The 17,054-nt window shown below is 41.8% G+C and carries 13 protein-coding genes; 10 read left to right on the forward strand and 3 right to left on the reverse strand.

Going from position 1 to position 17,054, the window contains the following annotated elements; all coding sequences use genetic code 11:
- Positions 1-30: 30 nt before the first annotated feature.
- Together L1068_RS18685 and L1068_RS18690 are read right to left on the reverse strand one after the other, a co-directional pair.
- Entirely contained in the window at positions 31-3,120 is a 3,090-nt protein-coding gene (locus L1068_RS18685) for an efflux RND transporter permease subunit (RefSeq protein ID WP_237131426.1), read from the reverse strand.
- Positions 3,117-4,178, reverse strand: a complete 1,062-nt coding sequence (locus tag L1068_RS18690) for an efflux RND transporter periplasmic adaptor subunit (protein WP_237131427.1) — start codon at positions 4,176-4,178, stop codon at positions 3,117-3,119. The genes L1068_RS18685 and L1068_RS18690 overlap by 4 nt, the downstream gene beginning before the upstream one ends.
- 222 nt (positions 4,179-4,400) lie before the next feature.
- On the opposite strand from L1068_RS18690, the gene L1068_RS18695 reads away from it, so the two are divergent.
- The 10 genes from L1068_RS18695 (at position 4,401) to rpmG (ending at position 14,665) form a co-directional block, all read left to right on the forward strand.
- Entirely contained in the window at positions 4,401-5,093 is a 693-nt protein-coding gene (locus L1068_RS18695; protein WP_054980556.1) for a DUF2982 domain-containing protein, read from the forward strand.
- Between the two features lie 75 nt (positions 5,094-5,168).
- Positions 5,169-5,501, forward strand: coding sequence for a hypothetical protein (locus tag L1068_RS18700; RefSeq protein ID WP_237131428.1), 333 nt, complete (start codon positions 5,169-5,171; stop codon positions 5,499-5,501).
- A gap of 112 nt (positions 5,502-5,613) precedes the next feature.
- Positions 5,614-7,308 carry a DUF1566 domain-containing protein gene (locus tag L1068_RS18705; RefSeq protein WP_237131429.1) on the forward strand — a complete coding sequence of 565 codons (1,695 nt, stop codon included), beginning with the start codon at positions 5,614-5,616 and terminating at the stop codon, positions 7,306-7,308.
- A gap of 13 nt (positions 7,309-7,321) precedes the next feature.
- Positions 7,322-7,843 carry a DUF1566 domain-containing protein gene (locus tag L1068_RS18710; RefSeq protein WP_237131430.1) on the forward strand — a complete coding sequence of 174 codons (522 nt, stop codon included), beginning with the start codon at positions 7,322-7,324 and terminating at the stop codon, positions 7,841-7,843.
- 60 nt (positions 7,844-7,903) lie between these two features.
- Positions 7,904-8,686, forward strand: a complete 783-nt coding sequence (locus L1068_RS18715) for a YggN family protein (protein ID WP_010562027.1) — start codon at positions 7,904-7,906, stop codon at positions 8,684-8,686.
- Complete coding sequence (locus L1068_RS18720; protein ID WP_237131431.1) at positions 8,686-9,543, forward strand: sulfurtransferase; 858 nt, start codon at positions 8,686-8,688, stop codon at positions 9,541-9,543. Before L1068_RS18715 ends, L1068_RS18720 begins: the two co-directional genes overlap by 1 nt.
- A 163-nt stretch (positions 9,544-9,706) precedes the next feature.
- On the forward strand, positions 9,707-12,829 hold the full coding sequence (locus L1068_RS18725) for an efflux RND transporter permease subunit (protein WP_237131432.1): 3,123 nt from the start codon (positions 9,707-9,709) through the stop codon (positions 12,827-12,829).
- A gap of 11 nt (positions 12,830-12,840) precedes the next feature.
- The gene (locus tag L1068_RS18730) at positions 12,841-13,899 is read left to right on the forward strand and encodes an efflux RND transporter periplasmic adaptor subunit (protein WP_237131433.1); all 1,059 of its coding nucleotides are present in this window, start codon (positions 12,841-12,843) and stop codon (positions 13,897-13,899) included.
- Between the two features lie 361 nt (positions 13,900-14,260).
- On the forward strand, positions 14,261-14,497 hold the full coding sequence (gene rpmB, locus L1068_RS18735) for a 50S ribosomal protein L28 (protein ID WP_010562023.1): 237 nt from the start codon (positions 14,261-14,263) through the stop codon (positions 14,495-14,497).
- 12 nt (positions 14,498-14,509) lie between these two features.
- The gene (rpmG, locus tag L1068_RS18740) at positions 14,510-14,665 is read left to right on the forward strand and encodes a 50S ribosomal protein L33 (protein WP_005493124.1); all 156 of its coding nucleotides are present in this window, start codon (positions 14,510-14,512) and stop codon (positions 14,663-14,665) included.
- A 245-nt stretch (positions 14,666-14,910) separates the two neighbouring features.
- Here rpmG and L1068_RS18745 read toward each other — a convergent pair whose 3' ends face one another.
- Positions 14,911-16,929, reverse strand: a complete 2,019-nt coding sequence (locus L1068_RS18745; protein ID WP_237131448.1) for a diguanylate cyclase — start codon at positions 16,927-16,929, stop codon at positions 14,911-14,913.
- Between the last annotated feature and the right edge of the window lie 125 nt (positions 16,930-17,054).

Here is a 17,054-nt window from a genome sequence, read left to right on the forward strand (position 1 = left end):
TAAGTTAAGCTTAGCTACCACTCGGTAGTTTTATAGCGGATGATCGCTCGCTTGATCTTTAATTGCTTTTTCAGTGGATTCTGGCGATAGTGTGTTACGCGCCAGCATGTAATACGCACTTGGAATAACAAATAGTGTTAGCAAGGTAGCCACAACCACGCCGGTTAAAATAACAATACCAATAACCATACGACTTTCAGAACCCGGGCCCGATGCCAACACCAGCGGTACCGAGCTCATTACTGTGGTTAAAGAGGTCATAATAATTGGGCGCAGGCGTTGTTTTGAAGCGCTGATTAATGCCTCGGTAAAGGCGATACCTTTATCGCGCAGCTGGTTGGCAAACTCCACAATTAAGATGCCATTTTTGGCACTTAATCCTATCAACATAACAATACCAATTTGGCTATAAATATTGAGACTAGAGTTTGTGAAGAATAACCCTGTTAATGCGCCAACTAAGCCAAGTGGCACTGTAAGCATAATTACTAACGGGTGCACAAAGCTCTCAAATTGCGCTGCAAGTACTAAGAAAGTAACCGTGAGCGCTAAAATAAACACATAGGTCATTGCCGATGCGCCTTCGTAGAACATTTGTGATTCGCCTTTGTAATCAATCGCGCCTTCAATGTCGTTTTCTTCCATGGCCACTTGGTTTAGGAAATCAAGCGCTTCTGCTAATGAGTAATCAGCTGCTAGGTTGGCGCTAATGGTAATGGCGCGCATACGGTTGTAACGGTTTAAACGCGCTGCTGTCGCTTGTTCATCAATGGCGATTAAGCTATCCAATGGGACTAAATCATTGTTACGTGACTTTAGGTAAATCGACGAAATATTTTTAGGGTCTGAAAAGTCAGCTTTGGTGCCTTTTAAAATTACATCGTATTCTTCACCGCGGTCAATAAACGTGGTGACTCGGCGCTGACCTAGCATAGATTCAAGTGTGTGGCCAATTTGCGAAATACTAATACCCAGATCAGCTGCTTTGTTTTTATCAATACTGACTAAAAACTGCGGAAAGGTCTCTTTGTAATCGTGGTCAAGACGCACTAGCCCTTTGTTCTCACGGGCACGAGCTAGAATTCTGTCACGCCAATCGGCCAGTTCTTCGTAGCTGTTACCTTGCAATACGAACTCAACCGGACGACTGTTACCACGACCGCCAACGCCAGAGCGCATAATGGCAAAGGCGCGCACATCGGTGACATCGGTAAGCTTACCGCTGATTTCGCCCATAACTTGCCATGTATCGCGTTTGCGTTCGTCCCAATCGGCCATACCCACAATTGCAACGCCGCCACGGCCACCCCAGCCAGGAACACGAATAAGTACGCGACTTAGTTCACCATTTTCCTGATATGGCATCAGTTTTTCTTCAATCTGAGCCATGTTCTGTGCGTTATTTTCGTAGCTTGCGCCTTCAGGGCCATTCATCATTATAAAGAAAGTACCGCGGTCTTCTTTTGGTGTCAGTTCCGATGGTAATTGTTTAAATAATAAGTAGCTAGCAAGGCCTGCAAAAATAAGTAAGAGCAACATGCTTTTGCTGCTAGCCACGTTGTTACGCAGTAAATTTTCGTAGCCGCTCTCAAATTTGCTAAATAGTGCATCAATTTTATGACTAAACTTGGACGCTTTCTCGCTTGGTTTTAAAATTTTAGAGCACAGCGCTGGCGATAATGTGAGAGCGGTTAAACTTGAGAAAATCACCGCAGCGCTGGTGGCCATAGCAAACTCAGTAAATAAGCTACCAATTCGGCCTTCCATAAAGACTAACGGCACAAATACCGACACCAATACTAATGTTGTAGCAACAATCGCAAAGCCGACTTCACGTGCACCGCGATAGGCTGCAAGCAGTGGCGGTTCGCCAAGTTCTACTCGGCGGTGAATGTTTTCAAGCATTACAATGGCATCATCTACCACTAAACCAATTGCCAGTACTAAAGCGAGTAAGGTAAGTAAGTTAATTGAGTAACCCATGCCGTAAAGAAAAGTAAAGCTACCAATCAGTGCAACGGGTACGGTAATTGCCGGAATAAGGGTTGCGCGCACGCTGCCTAAGAATAAAAAGATAACGGCAACTACTAACGCCATTGCAATAGCGAGTGTGCGATACACCTCGGAAATCGATTCACGGATGAAAATAGATGAATCGTAACTGTCTTGAATGGTGGTGCCTTCAGGTAATGAACGCTTAATTTTTTCTATTTCTTCGCGTGCTTTTTCAACTACGGTTAAGGTGTTAGCTTTGGCTTGCTTAACAATACCAAGGCCTATCATGTCTTTGCCGTTACCGCGGAATAAGTTTTCTTCATCAACCGCTTCAAGCTTTACATCGGCCACTTCTTTTAAACGCACTAAGTAACCACTGTCGCCGCGTTTAATGACTAAGTTTTGAAAGTCACTTTGCGATTTATAGCTACGCGCAATACGTACGGTGAAATCGCGATCTACCGATTCAATTTCACCGGCTGGTAATTCAACGTTCTCTTGACGTAATACGCGCTCAACTTCATCAGCAGTAACCCCTTTAGCAGCCATTGCATCACGGTTTAACCATACTTTCATCGAGTATTCGCGTTGGCCACCAAGGCGCACATTAGCTACGCCATCTACTACCGCAAGCCTATCAACAATATAACGCTGGGCGTAATCAGACAGCTGCAATGAATTCATTGATGTACTGTTTAATACAAACCATGCAATAGGGCTTTCATCGCTGTCGGATTTTGACACTTCTGGCGGGCGTACTTGCTCGGGTAAGCTATCAAGTGCGCGTGAAACACGTTCGCGTACATCGTTGGCAGCGGCATCAATATCGCGGTCAATATTAAATTCAATGGTAATATTTGAGCGACCATTTCGGCTTGACGAGTTAATGCTTTTAACACCTTCAATACCTGAAATACGGTTTTCTAATACTTGGGTAATTTTGGTTTCGATAACCTCAGAAGACGCACCTGTGTAGCTAGTGCTTACTGACACAATTGGTGTATCAATATCTGGGTACTCTCTTAGTGGAAGCATTGAAAATGCAACTAAACCAAAAGTAAGTAGCAGTAAGTTTATTACGGTTGCAAAGACCGGACGTTTAACTGAAATGTCGGTTAAAATCATTTCAGCATCTCCTTAATTGTCACTTGGCTATTTGGTCTGACTTTAATAATACCTTCAGTCACAATCTGTTCGCCTTCGCTTAAACCGCTGCCAATGGCAACCCAACCACCGCGGCGCAGGCCAATAGTAACTTGGCGCTTTTCGATCACGTTATCGTTAATGACATAAACAAAGTGTTTGTCTTGCTGCGGAATAAGTGATTTTTCAGGCACCATCAAGGTGTTTTGTGCGCTTAGTTCTAATTGCGTGTATAGCAGCATGCCAGTACGTAGCATGTTATCTTTATTATCAAAGTTTGCGGTGATTTTTACACTGCGTGTTGCCGCATCAATACGACTGGCAATGTGTGACACTGTACCGTTGAAGGTTTTTGTTGGGTAAGCAGGGCTTGTTGCGGTTACTGTCATACCAATGGCGATTTGCGCGAGGTATTTCTCTGGCACATTAAAATCGGTTTTAATCACGCTGGTATCATCCAAAGTGGTGATTTCTGTACTGGTATTAACAAAGGTACCTGTAGATACTTCTCGCAAGCCAAGTTTGCCGCTAAATGGGGCATATAGCTTCATTTCAGCAAGTTTAATTTTAGCGCTAGCCAGTTGTGTTTTGGTTGCCTCATAGCTTGCTTCTTGCTCATCAAGTGCAGAGCGCGCGGTTGCTTGTGTTTTTGCCAGTTGTTGTAAGCGCTTTAATTTACGGTTCTCTTCTTTTAATAGAATTTCAAGTTCTTCAACGCGGGTTTTCTCTTCGGCATCTTGAAGTTCAACCAGCAACTGGCCTTTTTTAACGGTGTCGCCATCATCAAAAAAGATATTTTTAATATAGTCGGATTGTGCGCTAACGAGTGTTACCGCTTGATTTGCACGCGCAGTACCAAGCGATTCGATAATATTTGCTTGGCGGCTAATTGCCACTTGATGCGCCTGTACTGGTGTTGCGTTTGCATTTCGCTTGTTTTGTTGTCCTTGCGATTCAGGTAAATACAAATAAATGCATAAACCGAATAAAACAAAACAGATGAGGGGGAATAATGCTTTACCAGATTGTTTTGCGTGCATAAAAGTTTCTCGTAAGTGTTCAGGGCTCACTATTCTACTAGACAGTTTAGAACTTGTGCGTGCTAGGCATCGTATAATATTGTGAATTAAACGTGTTTTTTTCCGTGAGTACGTAGAATTTATGAAAAATAAAAGTAAAAATTGCCCATATTGCAAACAGCTAAGAGCAGCATTAATTTGGGGTGTTTTAATGGCATGTTTATATTTTAGTGTGTGGGGCTAATGGCAAAACGTTTAAAAATAGCTGCGTCGGCGCATAAGTTCGGTGGCGAGTTTTTGGTTGCCGGTAGCATTGTGCTGGTGCTGGTACTATTGTTCGTTAAATTAAAGCCAGAACCCATCTCTATTTTTGATGTGGCGGTAGTGATTGGCGCCTTGTTTGCAATGTTTATCGGATATTTTAAATTATCAGAACCACGCTATAATTTAGTATTGAGCAACAATGGTTTAGTGTTTTATCATCGCTACGGCAAAGTGCGTATTTCTCGCGATAATATCGCTGAAGTAGGGCAAGTCAGCATTGCAAATGATAACCAGTTCATTGAGCTTTCGTGCTTGGGGTTACGGCTTAAGTCGATCGCGCCACTAATTAAGCGTATGCCACCAAGGTTGGCACTTAAGCTAATTATGGAGCAGCGCAACTGGCTAATTGCAGGCATTAAAGTTAAATGGCCGTTAGGTAATGTGCCGGATGATTGGCTAATTGAGGCGAATCAGTATCAAGATAAGTTTGAATCCAATGGTTTACTCGCCATGATGAGCCATCGTCTTGAGCATTTTAACGAGCTTTATGGCTATCATTTTTTGATATCCTATAATTACTTTGATCGCCCAGCAGATGAATTTGTGAATTTATTGCAACACTGGTTGCGAGATCCCGAGAAAACGATAGAAAAATATAGTAACATCAAGTAGAAAGATAGTTATAAGCGCAAATTTTTGAATTTAAAGTCATTAAGGTTTGCGTTGTGTAAATCGGAAAGGCTGAACATGACAGATGACAGAGCATATGTGAAAAGTGGTCGCAACACCATAATTCATAAAGAAAAAAAATTTGATTTAGTGATTGTTAATGGGGATGGCCATCCTAAGATTAGAGTGACAGCTTTTGGTTTACAGCCTTTCAAAGAAAGCCTGCCGCGCAACCGCCGAGAAGCTAAAGAGCGTTATTTAGAGGTTGTTCAAATAGGCTCGCAAGATGTATTTGGTGAGGAAAAACAGCTCCTTTTTTTACAAGCACTGGATGGCCGAGAGTATAAAGTTGATTACTCAAAGGTAGGTACAAAACTGTTTGTGCGTGTTCATCAAGAAAGTTACATGTAGCTCAGAACGATTATTTTATTTCTAAAAAAGCAGTCATAGTTGAAAAATTATGGCTGCTTTTTTGCATTAAATTTTTATATTTTAGAAAACGACTTTTGATTAGGTGTTATTTATGACCATAGGAAAACAGCGTTCCGTGTTGCTCACTTGCTTAAGTGCCATGTTAGTATTGGGGTGCGGTGGCGGCTCAGATTCATCTAACGATGACAATACCAGCGCGCCTTTGTCTGTTAATGCCGGAAGTGATATTGCACTCGATGAAAAACTTACGTTTTCAGTTAATGCGGTTGCAAGCCCTGAAGGTGGTACGTTTACTTGGCGACAGTTAAGTGGGCCGCAAATAGAAGGTTTTCCACTGGAGGGAGCAAAGCAAGAAATTATCGCGCCCGATGTAAAGCAAGATCAAACAATTGAGTTATCTGTTGAATATGTTGCCCCAGATAACCGTACGGTAAGTGATAACTTGGTGGTGTCGATTAACTCAGTTAATTTATTACCCGTTGTTTCAATTAAGCAAACTGCGCCAACAAGCTTACCGTCACAATATGGCGATACCATTGTATTGTCTAGCAGTAGCTCATTTGATCCAGATGAAAATGGTCAATTAGTCAGTTATTTGTGGCAACAAGTTGCAGGAACGGCAATTACCATTGCCGATAAATCATCTGCTGATTTAACATTTACACATCCATTACTTGAACAAAATGACGAGGTAACGTTTAGTTTAACCATCACTGACGATGAAGACGGTCAGCAATCTAACGAGTTAGCGCTAACCTTACAAAAAAGTAATCAGCTAATTTTTGCCAATGCCGGCGCAAACCAAAGCGCGCAAGAATTTTCCACTGTTACCTTAGATGCAAGTGCTTCAACCAGTGTTGACGCCAGCTTTCGCTGTAATTGGGTTCAGCAATCAGGAGTAACAGTTACACTCGATAATAGCGATGTGTGCAAAACTCAATTTATAGTGCCAGATGTTGATGCTCCTGAAAGCCTTATATTTGAGCTAACGGTAACTGATAGTGCCAATCGCACTGACAGTGCACAAACACAGGTACTTGCAGAGCCAAAAGCTCTTGGCTTAATTAACGATAGCGGAATGAATCGCTGTTTTGATAACAGCAAAGAGTTAATTAACTGCGTTTCAACTGAATTCCCAAGGCAGGACGCAGCGCTTGGCCGCGATATTCACGCCGGCTTACTTGATAAAGTTGGCAGCGGCCCTGAGGCATTTGATTTCACCAAGCTTGATCAGTTTGCTGGAGAGTTGGCAGACAATGCCATTAACTTTAGCTGTGTAAGAGATAATATTTCAGGGCTAATTTGGGAAGTTAAGCAGCCCAGTAGTGGTACATTGCCTAATACGCAACTGCGCGAGGCACAAAATACTTATAGTTGGTATTTAACAACGGTTAATAATGGTGGTTTTGCTGGGGTAGAGGCGCCCGCACAAGTTTCTTGCCCAAGTACGGTTAATTGTGGTCTTGACCAGTATGTAACAGAGGTTAATGAGATTAATTATTGTGGCGGTAATAATTGGCGAGTGCCAACCCATAGTGAGCTAAGCTCGCTACTGCATTTCGGTCAGCAGGGCTCGGGCAGTGTGCTGATCTCTGATTTTTTCCCGCACTCGGCAACACTCGCAATTGATGGTGTACTTCCGTATTGGACAATGCAAACCAGCGCTGAAGGTGGGCAAAGCGCATTTGCTTGGGCGATTGATATGTTTTCAGGTAAAGACATTGGTTATCCTAAACAAAATCTTGGCTACATACGTTTAGTGCGAGACACCAGTAATGATGATTAATAAAGAGGGTACTATGCGTATTTTTAGTAAATTATCGATTATTGTAGCTACGACTGTTTTTGCATGCTCTGCTAATGCGCAAGTATGTGTTGGCAATATTCCTAGTACGTCACCAACAGCACAATTTACGGTAAATGCAGATGGCACCGCGGTTGATAATTTAACTGGCCTGATGTGGATGCGTTGCAGCATTGGCCAAGCGTGGGATGCGACTAATAACACCTGCACCGGTGGCACTGAGCAGTTAACTTGGCAACAAGCCTTGCTAGTTGCAGCAGATTACCAATACGCTGGCTTTGACGATTGGCAGTTGCCGAATGTTAAAGAGTTAAGTTCGCTTGTTGAACGCCAGTGCGTTGATGCGGCAATTAATAACGTTGTATTCCCAGCAACGTTGGCGCAAAACTATTGGACCAATACAAGCGGTGTTGGCAGTATTACTCAAGCATGGGCCGTGGCTTTTTATAGCGGTAAAACAAACCTAAGAAGCAAAACCTCAGATGTGCACTTACGTTTAATGCGCTATGCGAAATGATTTGGTATCTACCTCGTTAGTTTGATAATCTTGTTGGGTTATCTTTGGGGTAGAATTGTTATGAAGTTGGTGCGATTTTGGGTCTTTTTGATTACAAGCTTACTGTTTTCAAATGCATCGTTGGCTGATGAATTATGTGATGTTGAGCTTGGACATGGCTTAATTATTACCGATGATGTCATTCGCATTGTTGATAAAGGGCAAACCAATGTGCAGATAAATAACGACACTCAGTTGTTTATTCGCGGCCGTTGGGTTGAGCTTAACGATGAAGAGATGCAAGTTTTAAAAGAATACAGTAAAGGGTTGCGCAGTACGGTACCTGAACTGGTTAAACTTGCTACCGACGGTGTTAATTTAGGCTTGTCAGCAATTGAACAAGTGGTTACAGGCTTTACCGATAAAGAGCCAGAAGTATTAAAAGACCAACTAAAGTACGTTGAAATTGCCCTAAAAGATAAGTTTAAAGCGGGTGATGACTTTTTCTATATCGCACCCCAATCCCTTTCTAAATTAGATGATTTTTTTGAAAAAGAAATCAGTCAAAAAATTCACTCTGCTGTGCATGGTTCGCTCGGCGCTATTTTAGTTGCGCTTGGTGATGCATTTGAATCAAATGAAGGCAATATCGAGCAGAAAATCACAGGCATGGGTGAGCGTATTGATATTATCGCCAGCGAAATTGATAAGTCATTACAAAAGAAAGTTGTGCAACTCGAACAAAAAGCGAATCAATATTGCGGTTGTTTACGCACTTTAAATGAAACTGAAGACAAGCTACAGCAGCTAGTACCAGAACTTGCTGATTTTGATTTAGTACAAGTAAAAGGGTTGAGTTTGTAATGACTAATTCAGTATTTGATAACACTGATTTTCAAGTGGATTGTACTTGGTTAAAGCAACACCTCGATGACACTAACTTAGTTGTTCTTGATGCCAGTATGGATAACCCGGTAAATAAATCAAAAGATCAAAGTTGTGGCGTGATCCCAGGAACAATACGTTTTGATTTTAGTAAATGTATTGCAGATGTAACCTCAGCATCACCTAATACCATGCCGAGTGCGCACGTTTTTGAAGATAAAATACAGCAGTTAGGAATTAATCAAGATTCGCATTTGGTTGTATATGATAAGCAAGGTTTGTTCTCTGCGGCGCGCGCTTGGTTTATGTTTAAAACCATGGGCTTTGATAATGTTGCTATTTTACGTGGCGGCTTACCTGCATGGCAGCAACAGGGTTTTGACGTTGTTGAAAGTTACGCGATACCAGCAGTGAAAGGTAATTTTAAAGTTCAGCAAGATAAGCAACTATTTGTTGATAAGCACTATGTATTGAATGCAATTAACAATGACGATATTCAAATTGTTGATGCGAGAGGTTATGGCCGTTTTAGCGGACAAGAAGCAGAGCCGCGTGAAGGGATGCGTAGTGGACACATTCCAAACTCGCTTAACTTGCATTACGCCAGCTTGCTCGAACAAGGTGGGTTGTTAGATAAAGCGACACTCAAACAAGTTTTTAACGAACTTGTTCCTGCACCCAAAGAGTTTATATTTAGTTGTGGATCCGGTGTAACCGCGTGTATTTTAGCATTAGCCGCCGAGGTTGCGGGGTTTGATAATGTGAAAGTGTACGATGGCAGTTGGAGCGAATGGGGTAAAGATAAGCTATTACCAATCGATACTGTGTCAAACTAAATCATATAATAAAACGAATTTTTAGATGATTTAGTTTGTTACTATGTCATTTATCTTGGCTCTTTGTGTGTTCAACTTTTCGAAATATTTAAACACAATTTACAACTAGCAATGATGGTACAAACAACTAGACTACACCTAGTTATACCCCTGTATTATCATTATGAATATCACACGAAGTTCCTTAAAAAACCCAGCCTGCGTGCTGGTGATTTTAGTGCTAATTATGCTGTTTGGCACAATTAGTATCTTTAAACTACCTATCCAATTAACCCCCGACATCGAGCAACCACAAATCACGATTATTTCAGGTTGGCGCCAAGCTGCCCCAGAAGAAATCGAGTCTGTGATCATCGAGCCGTTAGAAAATGCGGTAAAAAACACGCCTGGTGCGCTTGAGGTAAATACGCAAATTAACCAAGGGCAGGGTTTTATTAATTTAACCTTTGCTGTTGGTAGCGATATGCAAGAGGCGATGCTAAATGTGCTAAACAGCTTAAACCAAGCACCGCCTTTGCCTTTAGATGCCATGGACCCAATTGTTACTGCAGGTGGTAATGCAGGGCCTGGCTCCGGTGGGCCTACAGCGGCAACCTTGTTGGTGGTACCAACACAAAGTAGTGGCCATCTCGATATGGCGCGTTATCAAAAACAAATTGATGAATTAATTCAACCGCGTTTGGCTAAAATCCCTGGAGTTGCGTTTGTTAACTTGGCGAGTGAAAGGCCACGTGAATTACGCGTTACTTTTGATCCCCATAAAGCAGCCGCATTGGGTATTAGTTTAAGCCAAATTAGCCAAACCTTAGCGTCGTCAACTGACACTTCAGGAGGTGTTGCCGATGTTGGCCGTCGCCAATATACCGTACGCTTCACTGGGCAATATGATTTAGATAATATGGCGCAGATGCGCATTGGCTATTCAGGTGAGCGTGCTATTTTCTTAGGCGATGTAGCGAAAATTGAAAATACCGTAACAGACCGCCGTGCAATGACGCTGCGAAATGGTAAACCTGCTTATTACATTACGCTTACCCGTGCCAATGAATCGAATACTGTTGCAGTACTTGATGAGCTGAATGCCACAATTAAAGAGTTAAACGAAGGTATATTAGCCCGAGAAGGCTTAGCGATTGAATTAAGCTACGACGCATCTGTGCATATTCGTAACGCATTACAGTTGGTAAAAAGTAACCTTGGCCTAGGCGTGCTATTGGCCTGCGGCATTTTGTGGTTGTTTTTCAGAGGTTGGCGTACAACGTTAATTATTGCATCGACAATTCCGGTGTCGTTAATGGTGGCTTTTTTAGCGCTAAGTATTTTTAACCGCAGTTTAAATGTGGTGTCGTTGGCAGGATTGGCGTTTGCTGTAGGTTTAGTGCTTGATGCTGCGATTATTGTGCAAGAAAATATCACGCGATTAATGCAAGCAGGTATGGCACGAAAGCAAGCCGTGTTAAAAGGCGCAGTGCAAGTAAGTGGTGCGCTATTTGCCTCAACCGCAACCAGTGTGGCGATTTTCCTACCAATTTTATTTATGGCGGGTATTGAAGGTCAGCTCTTTTCAGATTTAGCGTTAACGCTTTCTATTGCGGTAATTGCCTCATTAATTAGTGCTATCAGTATTATTCCTATTGCCAGTAAATATTTACTCAGCAATGAAAATAACGACGATCAATTTCACGCCTACTGGCGTAGATTAACTAATTTAATTATGCGACTGACTAGCACTCGTACTAAGCAAGTTTCTTGGGTGGTAGGATTGTTAGGTGGCGCGTTGCTGGTGACATATACCTTAGTGCCGCAAACTGACTTTATGCCGCGCGCACCAACTGATGGCTTCTTTTATAGTTTAGTAACACCAGCTGGTGCCAATATTGACTACATGGAAGAGGAGCTGGCTGAGAAAGTAAAACAGCGCTTAATGCCTTATTACTTAGGTGAGAAATCACCTGCAATTAAAGATTTTAATTTCTATGTGTTTGGTTCAAATGCGGGTGGCTTTATTTATTCTGCCGACGCTCAGCGCGTAGAAGAGTTAATGCAAGTTGCTCGTGAGGAAATATTTGTAGAGCTACCCGATACCCAAGTCTTTTTATTTAGAGGCTCGATGATCCAAGTAGCAAATGGGGGCAACGGCCGCACTTTAAGCATCGACTTGCAGGGCTCTGATATGGAGCAATTGATGTCTACTGCGCAACTAGCACTGGCTGAAGTGAAAAAAGCTATGCCAGAAGCAATGGCGCAGCCGCAACCTTCTCTTAATATGGCTGAGCCTGAATTGCGACTCACGCCAAATGATAGACGCATTACGCAAGCGGGTTTAACACGCCGTGATGTTGCAAGTGCGGTGCAAGCCTTTACCAGCGGTATGTTTATTAGCGAATACTTTGACGGTAACGAACGCATGAACGTAATTTTACGCGCTAATCCATGGCAAAGCCCCGAAGAGCTAGCGAGTTTACCTATCACAACACCATTGGCTGGTGTGCAAACGCTGGGTGAGCTAGCCACTATTGAGCGAACCGTTGGACCATCTCAATTACGCCGTGTAAATGGCTACCGTACTGTTAGTATTCAAATTACACCGCCAAACGATATGAGTTTACAGCAGGCGCAAAAAATACTTACTGAACAAGTGATGCCTGTTGTGCGTGAAAATTTACCTCGTTCAGCGAACGCGATTTTGGCGGGTAATGCGCAAAAAATGAATTCAGCAATTGAAGAAATGGCCTACAACTTTGTGCTGGCGCTATTTATTTTATTTTTGTTGATGACGGCGCTGTTTAAATCGGCTCGCGATAGCCTGTTGGTGTTGTTAGTTATGCCTCTGGCCGCAGCAGGCGGCATATTGGCGCTAGCGGCACTTAACGTTGTGAGTTTTCAGTCACTCGATTTATTGACCATGATTGGCTTTATTATTTTACTCGGGCTGGTTGTAAACAATGCGATTTTATTAGTAGATCAAACTCGCCAAGGCGAACGTGGTGGTTTATCACGTCGTGAAGCGGTTGAAAATGCAGTACTTATTCGTGCAAGACCGGTTTACTTAAGTACCTTAACCAGTTTATTTGGCATGTTGCCACTGATGATAATGCCGGGTGTTGGCTCGGAGATTTATCGTGGACTGGCGACAGTAATTGTTGGCGGCATGGCAATTAGTGCCATGTTTACCTTAATTTTAATGCCAAGTTTATTACTACTAGGTAAACAAACGCCACCGCAATTAAAACAAGCAAATACTAAAAACGACAAAACACAATTAGACCTGGTTGCTAATAAATAAGGGATACCAAGATGAATAAACCATTAAATACGCTGTTAGTTGCTTCATCGCTGTTGGTTGCACCTTTATATGCCTTGCCAACGGTTGCGGTTAAATTGGTTGAGCAAGCGCCACTTGTTCAAACCGTGGCTTTGAACGGTACCTTAAGAGGTAAAGGCGATGTTGATTTAACCGTTGGCACCGCGGGTAAGCTTAGTTTTGTTGCAGAGCCAGGCGCCATGATAAAGCAAGGTGATGTGATAGCGCGAATTGAAATGCTACCGCTTGAATTAGAAGCGGCAGAGCAGCGCATTATGATTAAGCGTGCTGAAGTTAATTTAACTTATCAACGCCAAGAGCTTGAGCGGCTAAAAAAATTAGCTAAGACCAGCAGTGCTGCGGCAAACCAAGTTGATTTAGTACAAAGTCAGCATGACTTAGCACTCACCGATATTGAGCTGGCAAAAGTGAAGCTGAAACAAATTGAAGACCGCATGGCGCGAGCAACTGTAGTTGCACCATTTGACGGCATAGTCAGCAAACGCTTTTTATTAGCTGGCAGTGATGCAAGCCGTGCCGATAAGTTGGTGCATTTTATTGATATCAATAACTTGGAAGTACGTTTTTATGCACCGGTAAAGTACTTGGCATATGCAGCGGTTGGCCAAAACGTTAGCTTAAGTAGCGGCAGCTTTGATAATTTGCAAACCGGTAAGGCAACGGTAAGCGCAGTTATTCCAGCCACAGATTCGCGCTCGCAGACATTTGAAGTGCGCGCTAAGCTGAGTGCAAACAATAAAATGAGTTGGGCCAGTGGCCAACTTGTTGATGTTGATTTTAATATTGAAAAAACACAACCAAGCTTATTAGTTGAGCGTGATGCGCTTATTTTACGAAAAGCAGGTGTTCATGTTGTAAAAATACAAGATGACAATAAAGCACAACAAGTTGCCGTGGAAGTTGGCCAAGGGCAAGGCAGTAAAGTTGAAGTGCGTCCTGTAACATTGGAGCAATTAAAATTAGGCGATAAAGTTGCGACCAGAGGCGCCGAAAGACTCACATCAGGACAAGAAGTGTTAGTGCAAGAGTAAGCTTAATTAAAAACTTTGACACAAAGTGAGAAAATTTATCGTCACTTTGTGCTTTTGCTTATGAAATTAGTTGGCTAATTTAGCTCTATTTGTAAAAAGAAAACTCGAAAAAACAGGCTGTTTTGCTTAATTCGCGGAAATAGTGAAAATAAAAGCAAGTTTTACTTTCCCTCGGGGCAAGAGATCACTATAATTAGCCGCTATAAAATTTACACATGAGCTGAACTAAAGATCGGGTTTCTTGATCTTAGCCTGTATTTGCTGTATAAAGAGCGCCCTTTGATTAATTCCGGGGCAGAAACGTACACAAACCTCGGAAGAAATGATTTAGCTCGAGCGAAGTTATTGGAGATAAATAGACATGTCTAAAGTCTGTCAAGTTACAGGTAAGCGTCCAGCGGTAGGTAACCACCGTTCACACGCTCGCAATGCGACTAAGCGTCGTTTTTTACCTAACCTACAAACTCACCGTTTTTGGGTTGAAAGCGAAAAGCGTTTCGTTACATTACGTACTACTACTAAAGGTATGCGTATTATCGATAAGAAAGGCATCGACGCGGTATTAGTTGATATCCGTGCTCGCGGCGAAAAAGTATAAGGAGCTTGAGTCATGCGTGATAAGATCCGTTTAGTTTCTACTGCTGGTACTGGTTATTTCTACACTACCGACAAAAACAAGCGTAACATGCCTGAAAAAATGGAAATCAAAAAGTACGATCCAAAAGTACGTAAACACGTGATTTTCAAAGAAGCAAAAATCAAGTAATTGTGATTTGCTGAAAGAATTAAAAAAACCCGAGTTTATCTCGGGTTTTTTATTGTCTGAATTTTAAGTCAACTTAATTTAGTAATACCCATTCACTTACGTAAGCGTTTTATTTTTAAGTTGTAAAGCTGCGTTGATGACAGGACAAAAGTTTTGCTGTTTAGTGGTTCTAATTGTAAATAGGCATCATCAAGTATTTACTTGAATGTTGCTTGAGATTTAAGTAGCTTTCAGCTCATTTTTTATTATTGTGGGCGACGGGTAACCGTCTTACTAACAATCATATCGTAGTTATTAATCACACTTGCTAGGTTGATTTGATACAAATCTAATAGTTCCCCTTGATTTCGTCCCGCCTGCTTTGCTTTGTATAACGCTTGATCTGCAAGTTCTAGGGCAAAGTCTAATGTTGTCTCATCATAAATATTGACGTTAGAAGCAGCGCCAATCGATACCGAAATTGAAATGTTATGTAGCTCAAATGTAATGGGTTCTGAATTAGTAATAGTGAGTAATTTTTTTATGAGTTGAGCATCAGCTTCTAGGTTGCTATTTTCAATCACCAGTAAAAACTCTTCACCACCCATGCGAATCAGATTATCTTGCTGGCGAATGGATTGCCGAATGCGCTGGCAAAATTGTTTCAGTACCTGGTCGCCACAGGCGTGGCCATAGGTATCGTTGAGTGACTTAAAGTGGTCAATATCAAGGGCGAATAAGCTAAAGCTAACTTCAGGTACATTTAGCATACGCTCGCGCTGTTGTACTTCAAAAAAGCGACGGTTTAAACCTTGGGTAAGCGGATCGATAAAGCGTTCTTCATTGAGCTTAGTATTGTGTTTGGTTAGCTTTTTATTGGATGTATTTAGCTTGCGATAAAAAAACGACAAAATAATAAAGGCCAACAAAGTGATAACAGCACTTAATACCCATATTCGTTTTTGCAATGACTTGTTTTCAATTTCAGTATTTTTGCGCTGATTATCAAACGCTAGTTGCTCAATTTCTTGATCTTTTTGGGCCACCTCGTAAAGCTCTTTAATGCGTAGCATGCGGCTTTCGCGTTCGGTGTTAAATATTTTATCACTCAGTTCTTTGTAGCGCAGCTGTGCTTTATATGCCGCTTCAAAATTTTCAATGCTGGCCATCGCTTCCGACCAAGATTTATAGTTATCTGCCAACAAGCTAATCATTTTATACTCTTCAAAATAGCTATTGCCTTTATCGAAGTACTCTTGAGCTAGGTCGAGCTGATTTAAATAAACATTATTAATCGCCATAATTGAGTAGGCGTGCGCAGCGAGGGTTTGATAGTCACTTTGTTGTGCATATTGCAGTGTCTTTTCTGCGTAGTCATTTGAAAGCGCAAGGTCGCCTTCAGTAAAGGCAATTGCAGCTAAATTGCTGTAAATTTCGTGAATTGCATCTTGGTTGTCCAGCTTTTTAGCCTGTTCAATAGCGTCTAGGTAAATGGCTTTTGCTTGTGCTGTATTACCTTGGCTATTCAGAATAAACCCTCTATTTTGATACAGACCTAAAATGGCATTTTGTTGGTCAACACTTTTATACCAATCAATCGCCCATTGGTTATTTATCAGAGCGTCGTCAAAAAAACCTAGCTCTGCTTCTGAAATTGCGATAATTGCTCTACTGGTGGCTTCTCGGTAATTGTCTTTATTAACGTTAGCAATGGTCATTGCTAATTTTGCTGCCTCAATTGCCGCCGAGTGCCTGCCTGTATCTTGCGCCATCATGGCAAAGCTGATGGCAATCCAGTATTTAAGCACAGGTGTTGGTGCATTGAGTGCATAGTTAAATGATTGCTCAATGTAGAGATCGTATTGCTTAGCATCTTTTTCAAAATAATAGCGCCAAGATTTACAAAAGCTGGTCGCTGCAGAAATAGCGGGTTCTGAGGCTGAGCTGATAGTCAGTGCCAGTAAACTTTGTTCTGTTTGTTGGTAGGCATCTTGTTGGTTATTCACCAGTTCAAGATAGCAGCGGTAACTTAATAAGTAGGCGAGTTCGTTTAAATTATTTGTTGGATTTTGTTCATTGAACTGATTCAGCGCGGCCAGCATCTCAAGGTTGTCTTGATTGTGTTTAAGCGAAAGCTGTTCAATGCGATTTTCGTAATTGGAGAATGTTAAGTTACTTTGCTTTTGAATGTGAGCGCTAATATTTTGCTGTGTTGCTTGCTCTGTCTCTGTCGCATCAAGCGCAGCTGCAAATAAAACACAAAACAAAAATACTATTAATGGCATCACAAACTTAACTAATTGAATTTATATAAGCATAGAGCTTAAATGAGGGCTTGCATAGCGAAATGGCGCTTTATCTTAAGCATTAAAAAAGGCGCTAAACGCGCCTTTTTTTGCTAAAGCTTAAA

The sequence above is a fragment of the Pseudoalteromonas sp. MMG024 genome (assembly GCF_021654175.1).
Classification (GTDB): Bacteria; Pseudomonadota; Gammaproteobacteria; order Enterobacterales; family Alteromonadaceae; genus Pseudoalteromonas.